Origin of the sequence: Falsiroseomonas sp. HC035 (assembly GCF_050563525.1) — a bacterium.
Classification (GTDB): Bacteria; Pseudomonadota; Alphaproteobacteria; order Acetobacterales; family Acetobacteraceae; genus Falsiroseomonas.
Map to the genome: position 1 here is coordinate 625,615 of NZ_JBNXUN010000002.1, position 25,122 is coordinate 650,736.

General features: G+C 70.8%; 16 protein-coding genes. 10 read left to right on the forward strand and 6 right to left on the reverse strand.

Annotated elements, in window-relative coordinates:
* The first annotated feature begins 96 nt into the window (after positions 1–96).
* Positions 97–2,004 (forward strand): asparagine synthase (glutamine-hydrolyzing), encoded by a 1,908-nt coding sequence (asnB, locus tag ACLF3G_RS07455; RefSeq protein WP_430668713.1) that lies wholly within the window; start codon positions 97–99, stop codon positions 2,002–2,004.
* Positions 2,005–2,007: 3 nt separating this feature from the next.
* Positions 2,008–3,534 carry an oligosaccharide flippase family protein gene (locus tag ACLF3G_RS07460; RefSeq protein ID WP_430668714.1) on the forward strand — a complete coding sequence of 509 codons (1,527 nt, stop codon included), beginning with the start codon at positions 2,008–2,010 and terminating at the stop codon, positions 3,532–3,534.
* Between the two features lie 20 nt (positions 3,535–3,554).
* On the opposite strand, the gene ACLF3G_RS07465 is transcribed toward ACLF3G_RS07460, so the two are convergent.
* Positions 3,555–4,646 carry a GNAT family N-acetyltransferase gene (locus tag ACLF3G_RS07465; RefSeq protein ID WP_430668715.1) on the reverse strand — a complete coding sequence of 364 codons (1,092 nt, stop codon included), beginning with the start codon at positions 4,644–4,646 and terminating at the stop codon, positions 3,555–3,557.
* Between the two features lie 47 nt (positions 4,647–4,693).
* Between ACLF3G_RS07465 and ACLF3G_RS07470 the strand changes: the two genes are divergently transcribed.
* From ACLF3G_RS07470 to ACLF3G_RS07505, 8 genes are all read left to right on the forward strand, one after another.
* Positions 4,694–6,955 carry a glycosyltransferase gene (locus tag ACLF3G_RS07470; protein WP_430668716.1) on the forward strand — a complete coding sequence of 754 codons (2,262 nt, stop codon included), beginning with the start codon at positions 4,694–4,696 and terminating at the stop codon, positions 6,953–6,955.
* Positions 6,952–7,737 (forward strand): YdcF family protein, encoded by a 786-nt coding sequence (locus tag ACLF3G_RS07475; protein ID WP_430668717.1) that lies wholly within the window; start codon positions 6,952–6,954, stop codon positions 7,735–7,737. The genes ACLF3G_RS07470 and ACLF3G_RS07475 overlap by 4 nt, the downstream gene beginning before the upstream one ends.
* A 374-nt stretch (positions 7,738–8,111) precedes the next feature.
* Positions 8,112–9,143 carry a GNAT family N-acetyltransferase gene (locus ACLF3G_RS07480; protein WP_430668718.1) on the forward strand — a complete coding sequence of 344 codons (1,032 nt, stop codon included), beginning with the start codon at positions 8,112–8,114 and terminating at the stop codon, positions 9,141–9,143.
* On the forward strand, positions 9,140–10,324 hold the full coding sequence (locus ACLF3G_RS07485) for a glycosyltransferase family 4 protein (RefSeq protein WP_430668719.1): 1,185 nt from the start codon (positions 9,140–9,142) through the stop codon (positions 10,322–10,324). The genes ACLF3G_RS07480 and ACLF3G_RS07485 overlap by 4 nt, the downstream gene beginning before the upstream one ends.
* Complete coding sequence (locus ACLF3G_RS07490) at positions 10,321–11,550, forward strand: glycosyltransferase (protein WP_430668720.1); 1,230 nt, start codon at positions 10,321–10,323, stop codon at positions 11,548–11,550. The genes ACLF3G_RS07485 and ACLF3G_RS07490 overlap by 4 nt, the downstream gene beginning before the upstream one ends.
* Positions 11,550–12,593: a methyltransferase domain-containing protein gene (locus ACLF3G_RS07495; RefSeq protein ID WP_430668721.1), complete on the forward strand. Its 1,044-nt coding sequence runs from the start codon at positions 11,550–11,552 to the stop codon at positions 12,591–12,593. Before ACLF3G_RS07490 ends, ACLF3G_RS07495 begins: the two co-directional genes overlap by 1 nt.
* Positions 12,594–13,129: 536 nt before the next feature.
* Positions 13,130–16,852 carry a carbohydrate-binding domain-containing protein gene (locus tag ACLF3G_RS07500; protein WP_430668722.1) on the forward strand — a complete coding sequence of 1,241 codons (3,723 nt, stop codon included), beginning with the start codon at positions 13,130–13,132 and terminating at the stop codon, positions 16,850–16,852.
* 304 nt (positions 16,853–17,156) lie between these two features.
* Positions 17,157–17,630, forward strand: a complete 474-nt coding sequence (locus ACLF3G_RS07505; RefSeq protein ID WP_430668723.1) for a helix-turn-helix domain-containing protein — start codon at positions 17,157–17,159, stop codon at positions 17,628–17,630.
* Between the two features lie 39 nt (positions 17,631–17,669).
* On the opposite strand, the gene ACLF3G_RS07510 is transcribed toward ACLF3G_RS07505, so the two are convergent.
* The 5 genes from ACLF3G_RS07510 to ACLF3G_RS07530 form a co-directional block, all read right to left on the reverse strand.
* Positions 17,670–20,474, reverse strand: coding sequence for a response regulator (locus ACLF3G_RS07510; RefSeq protein ID WP_430668724.1), 2,805 nt, complete (start codon positions 20,472–20,474; stop codon positions 17,670–17,672).
* Positions 20,475–20,732: 258 nt separating this feature from the next.
* The gene (locus ACLF3G_RS07515) at positions 20,733–21,803 is read right to left on the reverse strand and encodes a UDP-glucuronic acid decarboxylase family protein (protein ID WP_430668725.1); all 1,071 of its coding nucleotides are present in this window, start codon (positions 21,801–21,803) and stop codon (positions 20,733–20,735) included.
* Between the two features lie 9 nt (positions 21,804–21,812).
* Positions 21,813–22,922, reverse strand: a complete 1,110-nt coding sequence (locus tag ACLF3G_RS07520) for a CgeB family protein (protein WP_430668726.1) — start codon at positions 22,920–22,922, stop codon at positions 21,813–21,815.
* Positions 22,919–24,016 carry a CgeB family protein gene (locus ACLF3G_RS07525; protein ID WP_430668727.1) on the reverse strand — a complete coding sequence of 366 codons (1,098 nt, stop codon included), beginning with the start codon at positions 24,014–24,016 and terminating at the stop codon, positions 22,919–22,921. Before ACLF3G_RS07525 ends, ACLF3G_RS07520 begins: the two co-directional genes overlap by 4 nt.
* Complete coding sequence (locus ACLF3G_RS07530) at positions 24,013–25,122, reverse strand: CgeB family protein (protein WP_430668728.1); 1,110 nt, start codon at positions 25,120–25,122, stop codon at positions 24,013–24,015. The genes ACLF3G_RS07525 and ACLF3G_RS07530 overlap by 4 nt, the downstream gene beginning before the upstream one ends.

Consider the following 25,122-nt stretch of genomic DNA (forward strand, 5'->3'; position numbering starts at 1 on the left):
GAGCGCCTCGCAAGCGCCCACAGGACGAAAATCCGGCCGGGTTCGACCGCAGGGGTTGAGCCGGCCGCAGCCTTGATACTCCAGGAGACGCCATCGATGTGTGGCCTGACCGGTCTGTTCCACCCGCTCGACCCGGCGATTCCGGATCGCGGCACGCTGACCCGGATGACCGACCTGCTGCGCCATCGCGGGCCGGATGGGGAAGGCTTCCACACCGAGCCGCATCTCGGCCTCGGCCACCGGCGCCTGGCGATCGTCGACCTCGCCGGTGGCGCGCAGCCGATGGCGACGCCGGATGGCAAGGTCGTGATTTCCTTCAACGGCGAGATCTACAACCATGCGGAGCTGCGCACGGCGCTGCAGGCGCTGGGCCACGTCTTCCGCACGCGCTCCGACACGGAATCGATCCTGCTCGGCTGGCGCGCCTGGGGGCTCGGCGTGCTCGACCGGCTGGATGGCATGTTCGCCTTCGCGCTGTGGGACCGCGACCGTGGTGAGCTGCTGCTGGCGCGCGACCGGCTCGGCGAGAAGCCGCTGCATTATGCGCGCACCCCCGGTGGCGGCTTCGCCTTCGCCTCCGAATTGGCGCCGCTGCTGGCGCTGCCGGGCGTCGCGCGCGGGATGAACCATGCGGCGCTGGAGGATTTCCTGGCGCTCGGCTACGTGCCGGACCCCCACAGCATGCATATCGGCATCCAGCGCCTGCCGCCGGCGCACGCGCTGCTGCTGCGGCGTGGCGCGGCGGAACCCGCCGCGCTGTACCGCTACTGGCAGCCACCGACGCGCGCCGCCGCCGCGCCGTCCGATGCGGCGGGTGAGATGACACGGCGGCTGGATGCGGCGGTGCGGGCGCGGTTGATGGCCGACGTGCCGCTCGGCAGCTTCCTGTCCGGCGGGCTCGATTCCGGTGCGGTGACCGCGCTGGCGGCGCAGGCACACAAGGGCATCGCCAGCTTCACCATCGGCTTCGAGGGCGCCGAGGATGAGAGCGCCATCGCCGCCATGGTGGCCGAACGCTACGGCACCGAACACCGCACGCAATCCGCCACCGCCGACTACCTCGCTGCCGCGCGCGGCCAGGCGGCGATCTTCGGCGAGCCGTTCGGCGACCATTCCGCCGTGCCGACGCTGGCCGTCTGCACCCTGGCGCGCAAGCATGTGACCGTGGCGCTATCCGGCGATGGCGGCGACGAGGTGTTCGCGGGCTACCGCCGCTACCGCTTCCACAAGCTGTCGGAAGGCGTGCGGCGAATGCTGCCGGCAGGCGTCCGGCGCCAAGTGATCGGGCGGCTCGCCGCGGCCTATCCGGTGATGGCGCGGGCGCCACGCTGGCTGCGCGCGCGCAACACGCTGACGGAGCTGAGCCTGGACAGCGCGCTGGGCTACTACCGCACGGTCTGCAAGCTGCACCACGAGAAGCGGCGCGGCCTATATGCGGCCGGGGTACGCACGACCTTGGACGGCTACGATCCCTCCGACCGGTTCACCGGCCTGATGGCGGAATGCGACCCGGAGGATTCGCTGCTGCAGGCGCAGTACGCCGATCTGCACACCTACCTGCCCGGCGACATCCTGACCAAGCTGGACCGCACCAGCATGGCGGTGTCGCTCGAGGTCCGGCCGCCGCTGCTGGCGCACCCGATGGTCGAATGGGGCATGGCGCTGCCGGCGCACCTGAAGCTGCAAGGCGGCGTCGGCAAGCAGATCCTGCGGCAGGCGATGGCGCCGATGCTGCCGAACGAAGTCCTGTCCGGGCCGAAGCGCGGCTTCGCGCAGGGGATCGCCGGCCAATTCCGCGAGCGGGCGGAGGTGGTGCGTGCGCGGCTGGGCGGGGAGGCGATGCTGGACAGCGGGTTGTTCGATGCCGTCGCGCTGCACCGCCTGGTGGACGAGCACGAATCCGGCCGTGCCGACCATGCCCAGCCGATCTGGCAGTTGCTGGTGCTGGAGGGCTTTCTGCGCGGCGCGTCGGAGCCTGCCGAGGCCGAGATGGCGCAGGCCTGACCGATGGCGGAGGAGGAGACGGGCAGCATCCTGGCGCGCACTGCGCGCGGCGCCTTCTGGGTGGTGGCCTGGCGGATGATGACGCGGCTGATCGGGCTGGTCAGCACGCTGATCCTGGTGCGGCTGCTGGCGCCGGAGGATTTCGGCCTGATCGCGCTGGCCACGTCCTTCGCCGTGGCGCTGGAAGCGTGCCTGGTGCTGGGCGTGGAGGACCAGATCGTCCGCGCGAAGGCCCCGGGCCGTGCAATGTACGACACCGGCTTCACGCTGAACCTGCTGCGCGGCCTGCTGGTCGGCGTGCTGGTCGCGCTGGTCGCGGAACCGGCCGGGCGCTTCTTCGGCGATGCGCGGCTGGAGCCGGTGCTGTGGGCGCTGGCGGCCTCCGCCGTGCTCAGCGGGCTGGCCAATATCGGCGTGGTGGATTTCCGGCGGAACCTGCGCTTCGAGAAGGAATTCGCGCTCAACCTGTATCCGCGCCTGGCCGGCGTGGTGGTGACGATCGGGCTCGCCTTCCTGGTGCGCAGCCACTGGGCGCTGGTCGCGGGCATCCTCGTCACGCGCGTGGGCGTGGTCGGCATGGGCTATGCGATGCACCCGTTCCGGCCGCGCCTGACCCTGTCGGCGTGGCGCGACCTGATCGGCGTCTCCGCCTGGGCCTGGGCGCTGAGCTTCACCGCCATGGTGAAGGACCGGTCGGAGAGCCTGGTGATCGGCCGGCTGCTCGGCCCGACTTCCGTCGGCCACTACGCCGTGGGCGCGGAGGTCGCGACGCTGCCGACGACGGAGCTGGTGGACCCGATCTGCCGCGCCTGCATGCCGGGCTTCGCCGCCAGCCGGCGGACGGATGAGGAAGGCGGTCGGCAGAACTACCTGCGCATCCTGGCGCTGCTGGCCTTGCTGACGCTGCCGGCGGGCATCGGCATTTCGGCTGTGGCCGGGCCGGTGGTGGCGCTGGGCTTCGGGCAGAACTGGCTGGAAGCGGTGCCGGTGGTGGTGGTGATCGGCCTGTCCAGCACGCTGGTGCTGTTCGGCAATGTCAGCGGTGCCATGCTGAACGCCCATCAGCGCCTCGGCACGCTGCTCGCCATCACGCTGGCGGCGGGCGTGCTGCGCATCGGGCTGCTGGTGGTGCTGATCCCGGCCTACGGGCTGACCGGCGCGGCTCTGGCGGTGGGCGCCTCGCTGCTCGCGGAACATGTGGTGCTGGTGGCGCGCACGCTGGGGCTGCTGCGGATGAACCCGATGCGGCTGCTGGCGCGGCTGTGGCGGCCGGCGATGGCCTCCGCCGCCATGGCCGCGCTGCTGTGGCAGTCCGGCCTGGGCTGGGCGGCGGCGCCGGCCGGGGCGGGGCCCGCCACCGGGCTGTTGCTGGCGGGCATGGGCCTCGGCGCCGCGAGCTATGCGGTGGTGCTGGTCGCGCTGTGGGCGGTTTCCGGCCGGCCGGATGGGGCGGAGGCCGACCTCCTCGGCCTGCTGCGCCGGCTGCTCGGGCGGCTCACGGTGCTGCGCCCGGCAGGCAGCGGCGCATGAGCGGGAGGCGGGTGCCTGCGTCAGGTGGCGCTGTCCGGCCCGGCTGCGCCGCGGCCGGGTCGTCGGGTCGCTGGCGCATGCGTCCGCAGCCATTGCCGCGCCCGCGCGGCAAGGCCGAGCGCCGACCAGCGCGGTACCTGCTCGGCCCAGAACAGCGCCTCGCTGCGATTGGCGAGGCTTTGCTTGTAGCGGTCGGCGCCGCCGAGGAAGTCGTAGACGGCATCGCCGTTCTGCACGCCGCGGGCGATCGCGAGCGCATGGCAGCTCATGCCCGGCTTGGCGTGCGGCGTGTCGGCCGGAGCGAAGCCGCTCTGGTAGGCATAGGCCCGGTCGCCCGCCCGGAAATTGTAAAGCACGCCGACGGTCTCGGCGCCGGCGCGCAACTCCAGCAGGTCCAGCTCGTCGCGCGGCTGCGCGCGTCGCACCAGCTCCGCGTGGAAGCGGCGCACCCAGGGATGGGCGAAGGCGCCGGGCTTGCCGCGCGCCTTCCAGCTCGCCTCGTGCAGCGCGATCAGGCGCGCCAGCATGGCCTGCGCCTCCTCCTCCGTCCCGGCGCGGTGCAGCCGCAATTCGCCGGAGCGGGCGTAATGTCGGTGGGAACGGCGGATCTGCTGGCGGGTGTTGGCGCTGAGGCCCTGCAGGTGGTCGCCGCCGGCGGCGCGGATGACCGCGAGGTCGATGAACGGCGCCTGGCGTTCCTGGCAACGCAGCGTCACGCCCGGCGCGGCCGCCAGCACATCCGCCGGCACGCCGCCCAGCACCAGCCTTCGCACGCCCGGCAGTCCGGCGGCGGCCTGCAGCAGCGCGGCGGTGAGCCGGGGATCGGCCAGCACCAGCGGGCCGTTGTGCTCGACGAAGGGCGCATCGCGCACTGGGTCGCCACTCTCGCCCAGGCACAGCCGGCCATCCGCCAGGTTGAACAGCGCGAGGCCGGCCAGCCGCCCGTCGACCTCCGCCCGCAGCAGCACCGCATCCGGGAAGCGTTCCGCGGCCAGGCAGCCGACCCAGGTCCAGCTTCGGAAGAAGGGCCGCCACGGCATCGTGGCTTCCAGCCCGCGCCATTCGATGCCGAGCGTATCGAAGTCCGGCCGGCGGATGATGTCGATCCTCACGTTGCACATGCAGCGCGAAGCGCCCGCCTCGCGCAAGGGACCGCACCATGAACAGCCCCATCCCGCCGCGCCGTGGGCGCGTATTGCACGTGCTGAAATACTATCGTCCCGCCTTCACCGGTGAGGGCGTGTTCCTGGAACGCAGCAGCGCCGTGATGCAGGAAATCGCGCCGGGCGTGGCGCATGACCTGCTGGTGACGCATACGCCGCGCCCGGCGGAGCTGGTGCCGGTTTCGACGCTGGAGCGCGTGATCTACCTGTCGGCGCGACCGCTCGGCACGCTGCGACGCCAGGCGGCAATGGCGGCGTGGTTCATCGCCAACCTGCACCGCTACGACACGGTGCATTTCCGTACCCATGCCGATTGGTACTTCCTCAGCTACGCGCTGGCACGCCTGGCGCGGCGGCGGCTGGTGATCTCGGCGACGCTGGATGACAGCGTGCCGGCGCTGGTCAACCAGTACCGGCCGAGCCTGCGGCCCTGGGCGTTGCGCGGCTTCCGGCTGTTCGAGGGCTTCGTCAGCATCAGCCCGAAGCTGGACGAGGAAACGCGCACGGTCGCCGACCCGGCCCGCTGCCACCTGATTCCCTGCGGCGTCACCATCCCCGCCACGGTGCCCGATGCCCGGGCGCGGCTGCGCGGCGAACTGGGCCTTGGCGCAACGGACCTGGTGCTGCTGTTCGTCGGCGGCCTCGGCGCGCGCAAGGACCCGCTGTTCCTGGTGCGCGCCTTGCCGCGCATTCTCGCGGCGCGGCCCGACACGCGGCTGGTGCTGGTGGGGCCGGAGCTGGAGGCCGACCACGTCGCCGCCATCCGCCAGGCAGTCGCCGAGCTGCACCTGGAAGGCCATGTCATCCTGGCCGGCGAGCAGCGCGACCCGCATCCCTATTTCGAGGCGGCGGACATCCTGACCTTCGCCTCCCGCCTCGAGGGCTTCGGCACCGTGGTGCCGGAGGCGATGGGCCACGGGCTGCCCGTGGTGGTGCGCCGCCTGCCGGGCGTGAACGACAGCTTCGTGCTGGAGGACGAGACCGGCTTCCTGTTCGACACGGAGGAAGGCTACGTCGCCGCCGTCACCCGCCTGGCGCTGGATCCGGCGCTGCGCGCACGGCTCGGCGCCGAGGGCCGCCGCCTGGCCCGTGCCCGCTTCGGCATGCGCGGCGTCGCCGACCGCTACCTGGCGGTCTACGGCCTGCCGGCGGCGCCGGCGGCACCGGAGGAAACGCGGCTGGGCAACGATGCCTCGGTCTTCGACCGGCGCTTCCACGCGCCCGTGCAGGCGCGGGACCCGTCGCCGCTGCTGGTCACCATGGTGGATGCCGAGGAAGCCTTCGACTGGTCCGGCCCGTTCCGCCGGGATGCGCCGGACGTCACCTCGATGGCCGCGCAGATGCTGGCGCACCGGGTGTTCGAGCGCCATGGCGTGGTGCCGCTTTACCTGGTGGACCATCCGGTCGCGACGCAGGATGCCGGGCGGGCGCCGCTGCGCGAGCTGCTGCGGTCTGGCGTCTGCGAGATCGGCGCGCAGATGCACCCCTGGGTGACGCCGCCCTTCGACGAGGCGCTGTGCGAGCACAACAGCTATGCCGGCAACCTGCCGGTGGAGCTGGAGCTCGCCAAGGCCCGCGCGCTGACCGAGACGCTGGCGGAGACCTTCGGCGAGGTCCCGCGCATCTACCGCACCGGCCGCTTCGGCGCCGGCCCGCGCACCGCGGACATCCTGAAGTCGCTGGGCTACCTGGCCGACAGCAGCGTGACGCCCTACTGGCCGGCGCAAGGCGTGCCCGGCGGGCCGGGCGGCAACTGGGCGTTCTCCTCGCAGCCCTACTGGGTGGATCGCCAGCGCAGCCTGTTGGAGATCCCGGTCTCCGCCGCGCTGGTCGGGCGGCTGGCAGGCGGGCGCAGCACGCGGGTCGCGCCGCTGCTGTTCGGCCGCATCGGGCATCGGCTGCACATGGGCGGCGCGCTGGCGCGGCTGGGCCTGCTGGAGCGCATCCGGCTGAGCCCGGAGGGCATGACGATCCTCGAGGCGAAGCGCCTGGTGCGGTCCATGCTGGCGGCCGGGCACCGGACCTTCGTGCTGACCTACCATTCGCCGTCCCTGGCGCCGGGCAACACGCCCTATGTCCGCAGCGCGGCGGAGCTGGAAGGCTTCCTGCGCTGGCTCGACGAGTTCTATGCCTTCTTCGCCGAGGAGGCCGGCGGTCGCTTCGGCAGCTGGCGCGACGTGCGTGGCGTGGCGCAGCAGTCAGATGTCGTGCCGGCGGCCGGGAGCCTGTCCGCCGCCACGCCGTTCGCACTGGCATGAACGGCCTGCAGGCGATCCTCGGTGCGGTCTTGCTGCCGCCCATCGGGCTGCTGGTGCTCGGCCTGCTCGCTGGCCTGGTGGCATGGCGGCGCAGCCGGACCGGCCGGCGCAGCCGGGCCGGGCTGCTGGCGGCGCTCGCCGCGGCCGCGGTGATCCTGCTGGCGACGCCGCTTGTGGCCGGCCTGCTGATGGCGGGCCTTCAGGTCACACCCGCGGCGGAGGCGGACGCGCCGCCCGGAGTTGGGCCAGGATCGATTCCCGGCGCCATCATCATTCTTGGCGGCGATATCGAGCGGGGCCGGGACGGGCGGGAGGTCGGGCCGCTCACCCTGGAACGGCTGCGCGCCGGGGCCGCGCTGCATCGCACCAGCGGCCTGCCCATCCTGGTGACCGGCGGGTCCAGCCGCCCCGACGAACCGAGCCTCGCGGCGCTGATGGCGCGCAGCCTGCGGACGGATTTCGGGGTGCCGGTCCGATGGGTGGAAGCCGAGGCTGCCGATACGCGGCAGAATGCGGATTTATCCGCCGCGCTGCTGCGTGCCGATGGCATCGACGCTGCCCTGTTGGTCTCCCAGGCCTGGCACCTGCCGCGGGCGATGCAGGCCTTCGCGCGGCAGGGCTTCGCGGTACGGCCGGCGCCGGTACGCCACCCTGTCGCGGGGCCATTCGAGCCGCAGGCGCTGGTGCCGCGTGCCGACCACCTGGCCGAAAGCTGGTTCGCCATCCACGAATGGGCCGGGCGCGCCTTCTACGCGCTGCGTGATGGGGTGGCACCCTCATGAGCGCCCTCGTCGCCGCGCCTTACAACCCGCGCCAGCCTTCGGCGATCCGGGCCGTATCGCGTTGGTATCCTAGCGCATTTCTTGTGGCGCACGGCTTGCTTGGAGGCTGGTTCGCTGGCCGGGATGCGGGCGATGCCGCGGGGGGGCCTGCCGCGCCGCATCCGCATGCCTCGCCACGCAGCGGAGATCGGTTCCATGTGCACGCCTTGCCACGACTGCCTCGCGCCGGCCGGATTGCCATCCTGGGCGCTTCCGCCCGGGCCTGCGACGCCGGGCCGCGCTTGAGCCCCGACGAGACCCGGGCCCTGCCTGCCGCTGGTACGACGCGCCCGCTGCCCGCGGGCGCCTGGCGCGGCCCCCGGGGCCAGACGCCGATGCGCATGGTCGCCCTGCCGCGCCGGCGCCTGCCGGACTGGTGCGACCGCTTCCTGCTGCCGCCGACCGGCGGCGACATCTTCGCCACCCGGCTGTGGTACGACACCACCTTGGCGCATGCGATGCATCCGGGTGCGGAGGCGCTGGTCGGCCTGTGCGGGGCGGAGGTGGCGCTGCTGCCGTTGCAACGGGGCCCGCGCGGCGGGCTGCGCAGCCTGACGACGCCCTATTCGCTGTCCTGGCGCCCACTGCCGACGCTGCTGGCCGGCCCTTCCGCGCTCGAGGCCGCCGGCGCCAGCCTCGGCGCCTGGCTGCGCCTGCGCGCGCCGGCACGGCTGGAGGCGCTGGCCGAGGATGCACCAGGCCTGGATGCCTGGCTGGACGGCATCGCCCGCGCCGGCATCGCGGTGCAGCGCTACCGCCATTTCGGCAACTGGCACGAACCGCTGGAGGCGGGCGCCGGCTGGGCCGGCTACCTCGCCGCACGGCCGCCAGCGCTGCGCAGCACCATCCGCCGCAAGCTCGACCGCGCCCGCCGCGACCTGCGCTTCGAGATGCTGCACGTGCCCGGCGCGGAACTGGAGGCCGGGATCGCTGGTTACCTGGATGTGCATGCCCGCAGCTGGAAACCCGCGGAACCTTTCCCGGCCTTCGACCCCGCGCTGATGCGTGCCGCCGCGGCGGCCGGCGTGCTGCGCCTCGGCCTGCTGCGCGATGCCATGGATGGCAAGCCGGTGGCCGCGCAGTACTGGCTGCTGTCCGGCGGCCGCGCCTGGCTGCTGAAGCTGGCGCATGTCGAGACCAGCCGTGCCGCATCCCCCGGCACCGCGCTGACGGCGATGATGATCCGCCACCTGATCGAGGAGGAAGCCGTGCAGTCCCTGGATTTCGGCCGCGGCGACGACCCCTACAAAAGCCTGTGGGTGGCCTCGCGGCGGCAGCGCATCGGCGTGGTGCTGGCGCATCCCTGGCACCCGCTCGGGATGCTGGAGGTGGCGCGGCGCCGCGTCGCCGGGTGGCTCGGCCGATGAGGATCCTCTACAGCCACCGCATCCGCTCCCGCGACGGCCAGGGCGTGCACCTGGACGCCATGGTCGCCGCCCTGCGTGCGGCGGGCCACACGGTGAAGCTGGTCGGCCCGGCAGGCTACGACAGCGCGGAGCTGGGCGGCGAGAGCCGCGGCCTGGCGCGGCTGCGGCAGTTGCTGCCGGCCTGGGCGCAGGCGCTGGCCGAGATCGCCTATGCGGTGCCCGCCACCTGGCGGCTGCACCGGGCGGCGAAGGAGTTCGCGCCGGACGTGATCTATGAGCGTGCCAACCTGTACCACGTGGCAGGCCGCATCGTGGCGCGTGCCCGCGGCGTGCCGCTGCTGCTGGAGGTGAATGCGCCACTGGCGGAGGAGCGCGCCCGGTTCGGTGGGCTCGGCCTGCCGCGGATCTCCGCCGCCATCGAGCACTTCGCCTGGCGCGGCGCGAGCCGGGTGCTGCCGGTGACGGAGGTGCTGGCCAGCAAGATCGCCGCGGCCGGCGTGCCGGCCTCCCGCCTCACCGTGGTGCCGAACGGCATTCATCCGGAGGAATTCCCGGAACCCATCGCGCCGGACACGCCCTCGGAAGGTCCGCTGGTGCTCGGCTTCGTCGGCTTCGTGCGGGACTGGCACGGCCTGGACAAGGCACTGCACGGCATCGCCGCCTGGCGCGGCACACGCCCGCTGTCGCTGGTGGTGGTGGGCGATGGCCCGGCGCGGCCGGGGCTGGAAAAGCTCGCCGCCGAACTCGGCATCGCCGACCGCGTGCGCTTCACCGGCCTCGCGGCGCGGGAGGCGGTGCCGGCGCTGGTCGCGGGCTTCGACATCGCCCTGCAACCGGCGGCGGTGCCCTACGCATCTCCCCTCAAGGTTTTCGAATACATGGCTGCCGCGCGTGCCATCGTGGCGCCGGACCAGCCGAACCTGCGGGAGGTTCTGCGGGATGGCGAGACGGCGCTGCTGTTCGATCCGGCCGACCCGGCCGGCTTCTGGGGCGCGGTGGCGCGGCTGGCGCAGGATGCCGCGCTGCGCACCCGCTTGGGCGAAGCGGCGCGGGCCGAGGTGTTCCGCCGCGACCTGACCTGGGACGGCAATGCGCGCCGCGTGGTGGCGATCGCGGAGGCCGAGATCGCGGCGCTGCGCGAGGCCCGGGCCGCGCCAGTCGCCCGCGGGTCGCTGGCATGAGCACGCAGCTCGACAGCACGCAGCTCGACCGCACCCTGGATGGCCCGCAGGCCAGCGGCGTGCGTGCGGTGCCGGAGCCGTTCAACCGCGTGCTGCCGGAGGGCGAGGGCCGGCTGGTGATGCATGTCTTCCCGAGCTTCGCGGTCGGCGGCGCGCAGGTGCGCTTCGCGGCGCTGGCCAACCGGTTCCGGTCGCGCTGGCGGCATGTGGTGGTCTCGCTGGACGGCAACGCGGGCTGCGCGGCGCGGATCGGGCCGAAGGTGCCCTTCGCGCTGCTGGACCCGCCCAGGGGCGGCGGCGGGCCGCTCGGCAATCTGTGGCGCATCCAGGCCCTGCTGCGGCGGCTGCGGCCGGACGTGCTGGTGACCGGCAATTGGGGCAGCATCGACTGGGCGATCGCCGCCCATGCCGTGCCCGGCCTGCGCCACCTGCACATCGAGGACGGCTTCGGGCCGGAGGAAGCCCACACCCAGTTCCGCCGCCGCGTGCTGGCCCGGCGCGTCGCGCTGCGCGGCAGCACGGTGGTGCTGCCATCGCTGACGTTGTTGCGGCTGGCCCGCGACGTCTGGCGGCTGGACCCGGCGCGGCTGCGCTACGTGCCGAACGGGCTGGACCTCAACCGCTTCCGGCCGGATGGTCCCACCGCGCCGTTCAACCTGCCGCCGATCAACCCGGCGCTTGACGGGCCGATCATCGGCACCGTCGCCGCGCTGCGGCCGGAGAAGGCGCTGGACCGGCTGCTGCGCGCCGGCGCGCTGCTGGCCCGGCGGCGCCTCGGCTTCCGGCTGGTGCTGGTGGGCGATGGCCCGGACCGGGCGCGGCTGGAAGCGCTGGCGGCGGAGCTTGGCATCGCGGCACAGACCACCTTCGCCGGCCACCAGCCGGACCCCGCCGCCGCCTACCGCGCCTTCGACATCTTCGCCCTGTCCTCCGCCACCGAGCAGATGCCCTTCTCCGTGCTGGAGGCGATGGCAACCGGCCTGCCGGTGGTGGCGACCGATGTCGGCGATGTCGCCGCGATGCTGGCGCCCGAAAACCTGCCCTTCGTGACGCCACTGGAGGACGCGGCCTATGCTGATGCCCTGGCCAGGCTGGTTGAGGATGCCGGCCGCGGCCGTGTCGTCGGTGCGGCCAACCGCACCCGTGCCGTGCTGGATTTCAGCGAGGAGACCATGTTCCAGACCTACGCCGCCCTGATCGAGGGCACGAGGCCGGATACCGCCTGATGGATGCCGGCACCGAGGACCCCGGCCGCGCCAGCCTGCGGGGCATAGCCCTGCACTGCCCGCGCGACGGCACGCCGCTGCGGACGGAGGCCGCCAACCTGCGATGCCCCGTCTGCGGCACGGCCTTCCCGGTGGTGCGCGGAATCCCGGTACTGATCCATGATGAACGATCCGTCTTCGCGATCGCCGACTATGCCGGCGCGGAGGCCTATACCGGCGCCGCCTATGGCCGCGACGCGGATGCCACCGGCGGCGCGCGGCGGCAGTATCGGCGGCTGATGCGCTGGCTTGGCGATGCGCCCTCCTCCATCCGCCACCCGGACGGCGCCGCGGCGCTCGACTACATGAAGGCGCTGCTGCCACGGCCACGCGTGCTGGTCATCGGCTCCGGCGGCCTGCGCATCGGCGGGCCCGGGGATTGCGTGGTGCAGACCGACGTCGCCTTCGCGCCGGAAGTCGATGCCATCGCCGACGGGCACGACCTGCCCTTTCCCGACGGCGCCTTCGACCTGGTGGTGGCGGTGGCGGTGCTGGAACACGTGGCGGACCCGCAGCGCTGCGTCGCCGAGATGTGGCGCGTGCTGGCGCCGGGCGGGCATGTGCATGCGGTGACGCCCTTCCTGCAGCCGGTGCACATGGGCGCCTACGACTTCACCCGCTTCACGCCGATCGGCCATCGCCGCCTGTTCCGGCAGTTCGACGAGGTGGCGGCCGGCGTGGCCATGGGCAATGGCAGTGCCGCCGCCTGGGCGTTGCGCGGCGTATTGCAGTCGGCCTCCGGCGCCCGCTGGTGGCAGGCGGCCGCCAGCATCGCCGGGCTGCTGGCGACGCCGCCGCTGCGGCTGCTGGACCGCTGGATGCGGCATGGCGCGGATGCCGCCGGCGGCTGCTGGTTCTTCGGCCGCCGGCGCGAGGGCGCGCCGGTGTCTGACCGCGACCTGGTCCAGGGCTACCGGCAGGGCTTCGGCATCGGCCCCACCGCCTTGCCACGCCCGGACCAGCCGAAGCCCGGCACGCCTGCACCGCCACCACCCCCTGCCTGACCGGGCGAGCTCCGCGCAGGTTCCAGGCGCGGGGCCGCACCTGGCCGGATCCGGCCGACCCGGCGCGCGCGGCACAGGAGGGCGAGGCATTCCAGCCTCCGTCCGGCACCGGCATCGTCCGGCAGCCTTAAGATCCGCTTGGCACGACCGCTCGGCAGCGTGACCTTTTTGCGGTTGCACCCGCCGATCTAGGCCGGCCGATGGCGCGGCCATGACTGTGCCACAAACAGGCTGAGAATGCGGCGTTGGGAAGGTACCGCAACCAGCGTGGTTCGCGGTGTCCAGATCAGCCATGCCAGGACGTAGTTCAAGCGACCAACAACGGGAGTAACTTGTACGTAAATAGATGCAAAACAGATATAATTACATACAAAAACTTACAGTTCATAGCCTTCACATCAGCGCGAGCAGTGGCCCTGACTTAACCTTACAGTCAAGAGCCCAGACTCTGAGTCAAACGAGTCGACGCTCGCGAATTTATGATGCAACTTCCGGTCACAGTTTCGCGACCAGATGTCGCGTCGGGGGAGTTGCAGATGACCATCACAACCCACGATATCGCGTTCCAGAATGCCGGTGCGGCGACGCTGGTTGCCGGTATTGCCACCTTCGGCCAGGTGTTCCAGCGCGGCGAAATCCCCTCCGGCGCATCGCTCGTGGCGAAAGACGGCGCGACCAGCGTGCCGATCCAGATGGATGTGAAGACCCGCTACGAGGACGGGTCCGTAAAGATGGCGGTGCTCGCCGTGCAGCGCCCGGCGCTGGCGCCCGGCGAAACCTTCGACCTGGTGCTGTCGAAGGGCCCGGCGGCGGCGGCGCCGGCAGCGCTGGACCTCGCCAAGGGGCTGGTCGGCCATTCCTTCGTGGTGCAGGCCGGCGCCACCAAGATCGACGTGATTTCCGCGCTGAACGCCGCGTTGAAGGATGGCTCGGCCAGCTTCTGGCAGAAGGGCGCCCTGGCGACGGAGGCGCGGGTCGAGATTGACCTGCCCGGTTCGCAGCGCATGCTGTTCGACGTCACCGTCTTCAAGGGCGGCGGCTTCTCGGTCGAGGCGCAGTTCAACAACGACGGCGCCATGGGGGCCACCGGCGGCCGCGTCAGCACGCCGCTGACCGTGACCATGGACGGCAAGGTGATGACCAGCACTACGCTGAACCAGGCACAGTACCAGAACTGGCACGAGAGCTATTCGAACGGCGTTGATGGCGGCCAGGGCACCGGCAAGCCGAGCGCGGGCTGGCTGAACATCGTGCACGACATCGCCCACCTGCAGGATGCAGGGGCGGTGGCGAACTATAACCTCGGCCTCAAGATCAGCGAGACCGTGCTCGGCAGCTACGCCAAATCCATCGCAGGGGACAACTGGGACGCGCCGCTCGCCGGCAACAACGTCACCAAGTACATGCCGATGACCGGCGGGCGCGACGACATCGGCATCACGACCGAGCCGAACACCGCCTGGCTGATCAGCCAGGACGCCCGCGCCGCCGGCTACGCGCTTGGCCAGGCCGAGGCCGCCTCCTCCATTCCCTGGCATTTCTGGGACGCGGCGAACGACACCTGGCTGAACACCGACAACTATCCGAAGCTCTGGGTCGATGGTCGCGGTGGCAAGGGAAAGCCGGGCGACGCCAATTCCGGTGGCCTGACCCAGCAGCAGAGCGGCGACACCGGCTGGACGCTCGATATTTCCCACCAGCCGAACCTGTCCTACGTGCCCTACATCATGACCGGCGAACGCTGGATGCTGGACAATCTGCAGGCGCAGGCCGCGTGGAACGTCATGAACATCTGGCCGACCATGCGCAACAACGGCAGTGACCTGCTGGTGCAGGAGAACCAGGTCCGCGGCGCCGCCTGGGCGCTGCGGGAGGTGGACCAGGCGGCGCTGACCAGCCCGGACGGCAGCAAGGAGAAGGCGTTCTTCCAATCCGTCTCGGACGCCAACTACAAGTGGATGGTCTCCAAGATCCCGGAATGGACGGCGGCGCAGGGCGAGGCGCATGGCTGGATCCCCGGCGTCTACGGCTATGCCGGCGTGCTGCCGCCCTGGCAGCAGGACTACTTCGCCTCCACCGTGATCGCCGCCGCGCGCAACGGCAATGCGGATGCGCGCACCCTGCTCGACTGGCAGTCCAACTTCCTCGTCGGCCGCTTCCACGCGGAGGACGAAGGCTTCGAGATGCGCGACGGCGCGGCCTACCTGATCGCCATCAGCGACAAGTCCACCGGCCGCATCTACAAGACGTGGGAGGAGATCGGCGCGAAGACCGTCTCCAACAACCTCAGCAACGGCGACACCACCTGGTCGAAGACCCAGGGCGACTATGGCCAGCTGGCGCTTGCGACCCTGTCCGGCATCTACGAGCTGACCGGCAACCCGGCCGCCAAATCAGCCTATGAGGCGCTGATCAAGGAAGCCCCGCCGCTGACCAGCGCCGCCACCTTCGCCAAGGATCCGACCTACGCGCTGGCCGCGCCCGGCACGAGCCCGACGCAGCAGGTGCCGGTGGTCGTGGCCCCGCCCGCGCCAGCGCCCGCCCCGGTCACGCCGCCGCCGGTGGTGGTCGCGCCGCCCGCGCCGACCCCGACGCCCACCCCCACCCCAACCCCCACGCCCACGCCCACGCCCACCAAGACGGAGGCGCTGGCCGTGAAGCTTGGCGCCGACTCCTGGCAGGGCAATCCGATCGCCGTGGTGAAGGTGGATGGGCGGGAGGTGTTTCGTGGCGAGATCTCGACGCCGCATGCGAAGGGTGGCCAGGTGGTGCAGCTCGGCAAATATGCCGCGGATGTCGACCACGTGATCACGGTGCAGTTCACCAACGACGCCTGGGGCGGCAGCGCGACGACCGACCGCAACCTGTATGTCGAGGCGGTCCTGGTCGATGGCGTGGCGACCGGCCAGAAGCAGGCGCTGCTGAATGCCGGGACGGCAACCTTCAAGCTGGCGGGCGACCCAGCCCCGGCCCCCGCGCCGGTCCCGGTTCCAGCCCCGACACCGGCCCCAATCCCGGCTCCGGTTCCCGCCCCCACGCCGACACCTGCCCCGACACCGACGCCCGCGCCGACGCCCACACCGGCACCCACGCCGGCGAAGCTGGACGTGCTGAAGATCGGCATCGCGCAGGACGCCTGGCAGGGCGATGCGCGCTACACCATCACGCTCGACGGCAAGCAGGTGGGCGGCGAGCGTGTCGCGAAGGCTTCCGCCGCCAAGGGCGAGATCGACTACATCACCTTGACGGGAGACTTCAACGACAAGGTGCACAAGCTGGACGTCACCTTCCTGAACGATGCCTGGGGCGGCAGCGCGAAGACCGACCGCAATTTGTATGTCGAGAAGCTGATCCTCAACGACGTCGATCTGAAGAAGTCGGCCGACCTGATGAGCAACGGGACGGCCAAGTTCGAGTTCAAGGCCGCCGCCGCACCCGTGGCGAGTGCGCCGGTGCCGGAGCCTTCCAAGGTGGCGACGCCCGCACCTGTCGCGCCCGCACCTGTCGCGCCCGCACCGGTCGCGCCGGCACCCGAGAAGCCCATCGTCGTCGCGCCTTCTCCCGATCCCGTGAAGTTGGACGTGCTGAAGATCGGCATCGCGCAGGACGCCTGGCAGGGTGATGCGCGCTACACGATCTCGTTGGACGGCAAGCAGGTTGGCGGCGAGCGTGTCGCGAAGGCCTCCGCCGCCAAAGGCGAGATGGACATCATCACGTTGACGGGAGATTTCGACGGCCGCGTGCACAAGCTGGACGTCACCTTCCTGAACGACGCCTGGGGCGGCAGCGCGAAGGCCGATCGCAACCTTTATGTCGAGAAGCTGATCCTCAACGACGTCGATCTGAAGAAGTCGGCCGACCTGATGGGCAACGGGACCGCCAAGTTCGAGTTCAAGGCGGTGGCCGAGGTCGCGCCCGCGGCGTCCCTCGGCAGCGGACCGGACGTGCTGCGGGTGGCACTGTCGCAGGATGCCTACAAGGGCGACGCGACCTTCCTGCTGTTCGTCGACGGAAAGCAGCTCGGCGGGCTGCGCAGCGTCGATGCGTCGCGTGCCGCCGGGGAGAAGGACTTCATCGAGATCCGCGGCGACTTCGATGCGGGTGATCACATTCTCGGGGTCCGCTTCACCAATGACCTGTGGGGTGGAAGTGCGGCGGCCGATCGCAACCTGTACGTGGATTCGCTCGAACTCAACGGCGCCAACCTGAACACGCAGGCGGCGCTGCTGAGCAACGGTGACGTCTTTTTGCAGTTCTGATCGAGATTAACGAGACGGCGCCAAGGGTATCGTGAACGGGCGTACCATCTGCGACACCCTGACGCTGTTCTTTACGTGAGTATTTTCCGGTCCTGCCACGGAGGTGCAAACCGCTGTAGGTGGATGCAAGCGCGGAGGAGGTTCGTCGCGTCCAGACCGGACGCCGGGCCTTCAGCACATGAGACCGTTTGTCTCGGGTGACGTACCGCGTCTGCGTTTCATGGCGGCTTCACCCTACCGTCCGAGGACCCGAACGATGCAGGCATTCAACAAGTCATTCCCGGCCGGACACCGCACTGCGCCGATGGATGCAAGACCGCAGGCGATGGCGGAGATGGACGATGCGGCGGAAGCGGAGCCCGTTGTGGCGGCCATCCCGGGCAACCGCTCGCCGACCTCCGCCGATGCCAGCGTTGGCAGCCGGATCAAGGAACTGCGCCGCGCCGCCGGCCGGACGCAGAAGGAAATCGCCGATATCGTCGGCGTCACCGGCGCGCAGTTCCACCGCTACGAGACGGGCGCGACACGGATCGCGACCAGCCGCCTGCTTGGCATCGCGACGGCGCTCGGCGTGCGGCCGGAGGTGCTGGTCGGTACCGCCGCGCCGCGGCACGAGCCGATGGTCGACTTTATCGATGGCGCAACGGATGAGCTGGTCGAGCTGGTGCAGGTGTTCTCCACCATCAACGACCCGCGCCGCCGTGGGGCCCTGATGGCTTTCGCGCGCGCCGTCGCACGCGGCCAGCCGCTTCAGACTGCGGGCCAGGCGTCCGAGTAATCCCGGCGCAGGCGCCGACCGGACGGGTCGCCGCCTGCCTCAGCCTTCCGGCGGTGGATTGCCCGCCGAGACGACCTTCCGGATCAACTCCGGCAACGACCGCGCATTCAGCTTCGACATGATCGCGGCGCGGTGATTTTCCACCGTGCGCTGGTTCAGCTTCAGCTCCGCCGCGATGATCTTGCTGGGCGAGCCCGCGATCACGCGATCCAGGATCTCCCGCTGCCGCGGAGTCAGCCGGGCCAGCCGGGCCGCGACTTCCGCCCGCACCGCCGCCTCGCCCATCGCATTCGTGATGCGTGCATTCGCGTTGCAGATGCTGCGCAGCAGGTCATGCCGGCGGATCGGCTTTTCGATGAAGTCCATCGCGCCCGCGGCCATGGCTCGCACCGCCATGCGCACATCGCCGTGGCCCGTCACCATGATGGCGGGCAGCCGCTGCGCGTACGGGCGCAGCGCCGCCAGCAGTTCCAGCCCATCCATGCCCGGCATCACCGCATCGACCAGGACGCAGCCCTGGCGGGACGGATCATCGGCCTGCAGGAAAGCCTCGGCGGAGCCGAAGACCTCGGCTGTCCAGCCATTCGCCTCCAGCCATTCCGCCACATCGCGCCGCAGCGCGGCGTCGTCGTCGACGATGAAGACATGGCCGACGGCCGTGGCCGGTTCAGTCTGGTCCTCGGCCAGCCCCGGCCTGTCCTCGGCTCTGGTCGGCGCGGCCATCGGCGCGGCCGGCCCCGGCTCGGGCGCTGCGAGTTCGGGAACGGCGGTTGCCTGTGAGGAAGGCTGCGGCAGCAGGCGCCGGATCCGCTCGAGCAGATCCTCGGCCCGGACCGGCTTCGGGGCATACTCCACGCCGAGCAGGCCGATCTCCTGCCGGGTCTGCGCCGAGGTATCGCCGCTCAGGATGATGGCGGCCGGCGGCTCTGGCAGCACCTGGCGCAATTGCAGCACCACCTCGACACCATTGAAGGTACCCGGCAGGTTGAAATCCGCCACCACCAGGGCCGGCGGATGTTCCACCGCCAGGGCGATGGCCTGTGACCCCTCATGCGCCAGCATCACGGAATAGCCAGCCTGCTGCAGCAGCATGCGCAGGCTCTCCGCCACCGTGGCGTCATCCTCGATCATCAGGATGCGCGTAGTGGCGACGGCGGGATGCCGCGGCGTCCGGGGTGTCGGGGCCGTGGCGTCGGCGCTGACCGCCAGCGGCACGTCCACATGGAAGCAGGACCCGGTGCCCTCCCGCGACCTGACCCCGATCGGGTGGCCGAGCAGGTCCGCAAGCCGGCGCGCAATGGCAAGCCCAAGGCCGATGCCCTGGCTGCGGGCGCGTGCCGTGCCGCTGATCTGCTGCGCCTCATCGAACACCGTGGGCAGCTGCGCGCGCGGAATGCCGATGCCGGTGTCCCACACCTCGATCCGCAGCATCCCGCCGATCCGCCGGCAGCCCAGCAGGATGCGGCCCATCCTGGTGTATTTCAGCGCATTGCCCAGCAGGTTGCGCAGGATCTGCCGCAACAGCCTGGCATCGCTGAGCACCATCGCCTGGGTCGGCACGCTGCGCCACACGAGTCCCGCACCGCGTGCGGCTTCGGCGAATTCCCGCTGCAGCCCGGTCAGCAGCGGACCCAGTGCGACCGGGGCGATGGCCGCCTGCGTCCGCCCCACCTCCATCTGGTTGAGGTCCAGCAGCGTGTCCAGGATGCCGGACATGGTGTCGATGGTCTCGTCGAGCCGCCCGATCAGCCGCAGCATCGCCGGGTCACCCGCCTTCGCCGCCAGCAAGCCGTGCAGCATGCTCATGCTTTGCAATGGCTGGCGCAGGTCGTGGCTGGCGGCGGCGAGGAAGCGCGACTTGTCGTGATCGGCGCGTTCCGCCACCGCCTTGGCCAGTTCCAGGCGGGCCGCCAGGCGCGTCGCCTCCGTAATGTCCTCGACCACCAGCAGCGTCTGCGGCGGCGACTGCGGCAGGCTGCGCGCCGTAAGCCGCAGCAGGCGGCGGACGGTGCCATCCTTCCCGACCTCGACGATCGCCTCCTCGGCGCCATCGGCCGATGCATCGGGCTTCGCCAGGAAGGCGGCCAGCCTGGGCGCGCCGTGTAATGCTTCGGCAAGCTGGGTGTCCGCGCCTGGCGCCGCGGTGCCGAAGACCTCGCGGAAGGCGGCGTTGGCGCGCACGACGTGCCCGCCGGATTCCAGCACCGCGATGGGCTGGCGGATCGCCTGCAGCACGAAATCGCCGAGTTCCGCATCGCGAACCGTCGCTGCAAGCCGTGCCAGCGCCGGGCCCAGGGCCGCGACCGGCAGCGCCTGGACGCCGGTCAGGGTCCGGCGCAGCGGGTCCGTGGCCTCGGCCTGGTCCTGCAGCAGCACCCGGCCGCCCTGGCGCTGCACTTCGGCAAGGCCGCGGGCCCCATCCGTGCCACGGCCGGACAGCACCACGGCAATGGCCCTGCTGCCCTCGCTTTCCGCGAGGCTGTCGAACAGGACGTCGAGCGGGTCGGGCGGAGCGACCGCCGCCGCGGCTAGCCGACCTTGCCAGATCCGGAAGGGTGAGGCGTCGGCCATGACATGCACCCTGTCGGGCAGTAGCGGCATGCCGTGGCTCGCCCGCACGAAAGGCAGCTTGCCGAGCCGAACCAACAGCTCCTCGAACGGCATCAGGTCCGCATCACGCACCAGCACGACCAGAGCCAGTCCGGCGTCCGGCGGCAAGCTCCCGAACAGGGCCTCGAGCGCCGGCAGGCTGCCCTCCAGGGCTGCGATGACAACGACTGCAACGGTACGGTCGCGCAGCGCTTCGACGCCGGCACCAGCCTCGCCGTACCCGGCACCCGCCATACATGAGGCTCCCGACCATCCATCGACCATTGGCGAGACAATACAGCGGCGCTCACTGGCCGGCGTGCGCCAATTTTGCCGAAGAGGTCAAATAAAGGAGTGTTGTCGCATATCGCTAGCCTCCCGTTTGCGTGAACTACGCGCGGGTGGTAGCGCATTTCCTTGTGGTGCCTGGCGACGGAGCTTGATTTCAGTCTGCGCCGATATTGTGACCTTCTGTAAAGTGATACAATGCGGCCTCTGGGCCGAGGCCGACTGCTAGCCGACTGGCCGTTGGGCATGCTGGCGCCGCCCAGGCAATGTGGGCATTTCGGGTATGGCGCCGGCACGCTGTGCCGCGAACCAGGTGATGGTCGCAACCAGCCCCTCCTCCAGCGACACTTCCGGCTGCCAGCCGAGCAGAGCCGAAGCGCGGGCGATATCCGGGCAACGCCGGCGCGGGTCGTCCACCGGAAGCGGCCGGCCCTCTACGCGCGAGGATGAGCCCGTCAGGTCCAGCACCAGCGACGCGATCTGCCGGATGCTGCGCTCCACCGGGTTGCCCAGGTTGACGGGCAGCCCTGGATTGACCTTCACCTCCATCAGCGCGACGAGGCCGCGGATCAGGTCGGAGACGTAGCAGAAGGACCTGGTCTGTTCGCCGCTGCCGTAGATCGTCAGCGTCTCCCCAGCCAGTGCCTGGCAGATCAGGTTGGAGACGATGCGGCCATCATCGGCGCGCATGCGTGGTCCATAGGTGTTGAAGATGCGCGCCACGCGTACATCGGCGCGGCCCAGGCGCAGGTAGTCGAAGCACAGCGATTCCGCCGCGCGCTTGCCTTCGTCGTAGCAGGCGCGGGGGCCGATGCTGCTGACATGGCCGCGGTAGTCTTCCTGCTGCGGATGCTGTTCGGGGTCGCCATACACCTCGCTGGTCGAGGCCTGCACCATCCGCGCGCCGGTGCGCGCCGCCAGTGCCAGCAGGTGGTTGGTTCCGACGACATTGGTCAGCATCGTGTGCACGGGATCCGCCTGATACTGTGGCGGTGAGGCTGGGCAGGCGAGGTTGTAGATCTCATCCACCGCCAGAGGCGTCTCGAACGGTTGGCAGATGTCGTGGCGAATGAAGCGGAACCGCTCATTGTCCATCAGCGTGTGGAGGTTGGCGGCCAGGCCGGTCTGCAGATTGTCGACGCAGGTGACCCGGTGGCCGCGCGCCAGGAGAAGTGCACACAGATGCGAGCCGAGGAAGCCGGCGCCGCCGGCCACCAGCACCCGCCGCATCGGCTTCGCGGCCGCCGGGCCACCGCCATCGTCCTGCCGCCAACGTGATCCGCGATCCGTCCGCATGTTCCGTCCCTAGGCGCGGGCCGCAAGGGCCCTGTTTTGCCGGCCGTCGAGTTGCCAGTCCTTCAGTCGCCGCAGCGCCTGTGCCAGTTGCCCGGCACGGGCCAACCCGGTGTGGTCGGCCAGCACGATGCGCTGTGCCGCGGCGGCCATGACGAGGCGTGCGCCGTCATCATCATCTTCCAGCGCGGCAACCACGTCCGTGGTTCCCCGCGCGATGGCGACACCTCCCGGCAGCAGCGCCTCCAGCCCGTCCCACGCATCACTGAGGATCGGCGTGCCGATCGCCGCCGCCTCGAACAGCCGGACGCTGGGCGACCAGCCGGCGGCGATCATGTCGGCCCGCGTCACGTTCAGCGTGTAGCGCTGGGCACTGTAGAAATCCGCATGCTGCGCCGGCGGCAGGTGCGCGATGCGCTCCACATTGTCCGGCCAGGCAATGTCGCCGGGGTATTGCGGGCCGGCGACGACGAAGCGGCGGTCGGGCAGGCGGCGCGCAGGTTCGATCAGCAGGCGCTCCAGCGTCGGTTGCCGGTCGGCGCTGTAGGTGCCGAGATAGCCGAGGTCCCAGCGCTGTGCGGCACCGGTGTTGCGGTATCGCTCCGGTTCGACCGAACAGTACAGCGGCAGCGCATGCGCGGCACCGAATCGTCGTTCGAGGCGATCAAGGGTCGGGCCGCCGGTGAAGGAGAAGTAGGCGGCCAGGCAGGGTATCTGCCGCGCCGCGACATAGTCCTCCTCGCCGCGGTCCAGCTTCGCCAGCGTCACCGGCGTGTCGATGTCGTAGAAGCTGGTGCGACCGGGTGCCAGGCGAAGCGCCGCATCCAGCGCCGCAACGCCATCCTGCACGTAGGACCCGACGATGACGGCATCCGCAGCGGCGATGCGCGCACCGAAGCGGCGCGCAAGATGCGCAACGTCGTCATACAGGGCGAAGTCGCAGAAATCCGGATCGGGCAGGTCGCGGTTCTGCGCGTACCAGGGCCGGTCGCATTCCAGGAACAGCGTGCGGTGGCCAAGGCTGTTCATCCCGCGCAGCAGCGAACGGAAAGTGGTGGCGTGGCCATTGCCCCAGGAGGAGGACAGCGACAGCCCGATGACGACGATATCCAGCGGCGTCATGCCGCCACCGCCTTCGCCTGCCGTGCCGCAAGCGCTCGGCGCAACAGCGCATCGACCAGAACGGCTCGCCGTTCATAGGTGTGCTCCGCCAGCACGCGCCGCAGCGCCGCCTGGCCGATGGCGGTGGCGCGTGCCGCATCCAGCGCGGCGAGGTGTTCCGCCACCTCGCGTCCATCGCGAGCCACCAGGATCTCCTCGCCGGGCTTCAGGAAAAGGTCGATGCCTGGCCAGTCATCGGTGATCAGGCAGGCGCCGGCACCGGCCGCTTCGAACACGCGCGTCGGTGGGGAGAAGCCGATCTCCGCCATGCTCGCCCGGTTGATGTTCAGCACCGCCATCGGCGTGGCGTTGAAGGCGTTGTGGTCGCGCGTCGGCACATGGCCGATGTCGCGTACATTGGCGGGGATGCGGCGGTCGCCCCAGCCGGAACCACCAAGCAGGAACCGTTCCTCGGGCAGCCGCTCCGCCGCATCGAGGAAGAAGGCTTCGACCCGCGCCTCCCGATCCGGCAACCGGTTGCCGAGAAATCCGAGCCCGGCTTCGAACCGCGCATCGGGCAGCACGGGGTGGTGCGTCGTCGGGTCGAGCGCGTTGTAGATGGGCACGCAGTTCGCGGCGCCGAGGGCGCGATAGGCATCGACCACCGGATCGCCACCCCCATAGGTCATTACCATGTCGAGACGCGGCAGCGCCGCGTGGCTCGGATGGTCGGGCGCGGCGCGAAGTTCCGCCAGCGTCGCCGGCGCATCCACATCCCAGAAGATGCGGACCGCCTGCGGCGCCGCGGCGTCCAGCACCGCTGCCAGCAGCGCGTCGTCGCCGTAACCGACGCCGCTGGTCTTTACCACCACATCCGCCTGCCGCGCTTCCGCTGCTGCGGCTCGCAGCGCATCGGGTGTCGCGGCGTACACCACGCTGCGGCACCAGTCGGGTGGATCAATGTCGCGATGCTGCTGCCGGCCGAATGCATCGGGTTCGTAGAAGGTGATGTCGTGGCCATGCGCCGCCAGCGCGCGCAGCAGGCCGCGATAGTATGTGGCCGCGCCATTCCAGTAGGAGGACAGAAGGCTGGATCCGTAGAAGGCGATCCTCATGTCGTGGCCTCCGCCGGCGCGGTGGCGCCAAGCTGTTCCAGGATGCCGAGCAGCTCGTCCACACGGTGCCGGCAGGTGTGGCGCGCGCGGATCGTGGCGAGGCCGGATTCGGCAAGCGACCGCGCCAGTGCCGTATCGTGCAGCACGTCCCGCAGGCGCGCCTGCATCTCCGCCCCGTCGCGGGCCAGCAGGTAATCCGCGCCGGGCCGGAACAGGCCCTCCGCATCCTGCCACGGTGCGCAGATCAGCGGGATGCCGCAGGCCAGCGCCTCGAACACCCGGATGGTGGGGATGCCGGGCAGCGCCTCGACATAGGGTCGGCGCGGGATGTGCAAGGTCACGCGATGGTCTGCGAAGGCCTGCGGCACGCGCGCATTTGCGATCCAGCCGCGATAGTCGAGACCGGCATCGCGTAGCGCCGCCAGCGCGCCCTCGGGGTAGCGTACGCCATGCACGGTGCCATGCAGGCCAAGCGCCTTGGCAGGCTGCATCAGGAAGCGGTGCAGTTCCTCGGTGCGTTCACCGTCGCCCCAGTTGCCGATCCAGACGAGATCGCCCACGGGTCCGGCAGGCAGTGGGCGGAACAGGCGGTCATCCGCCGCCTCGTGCCAGGTGAAGACCCGCGCGCCCCATCCGCTGTCCAGGTAGCGCTGCCGCAACGTCTCGCCGAAGGCAAGGATGCCGTCATAATCTTCCAGCAGCATGGCCGCGATCGCGTCTGTGTCGGAGACGGCGCGATGGTGCGTGTCATGGAACAGCAGGCAGAAGCGGGCGCCCTCGCGTCGCAGCTGGCCGAGCTCTGCGACCAGGACCGGGTCGGTCCATTCATGCACGACGACGACATCGGCATCCGCCGTCGCGGCGGCGTGATCGAAGCCGGGCCCGTAGCTGCGGCTGGTGAGTTCGGGAAAATCCGCGTGGAACTGCGTGACGGCGGCCTCGCCGGCCTGCTGCACCAGGTTCTGGCGGCTCCAGCCCTCCGCCGGTTCCAGCGCCACCGCGCCATGCCCGCGTGCGACGAGGTCGCGCATCACGCCGCGCAGGAAATGCGCGTTACCGTGGTTCCAGTCGGATACCAGCGAGTGGGTATAGAACACGAACCGCAT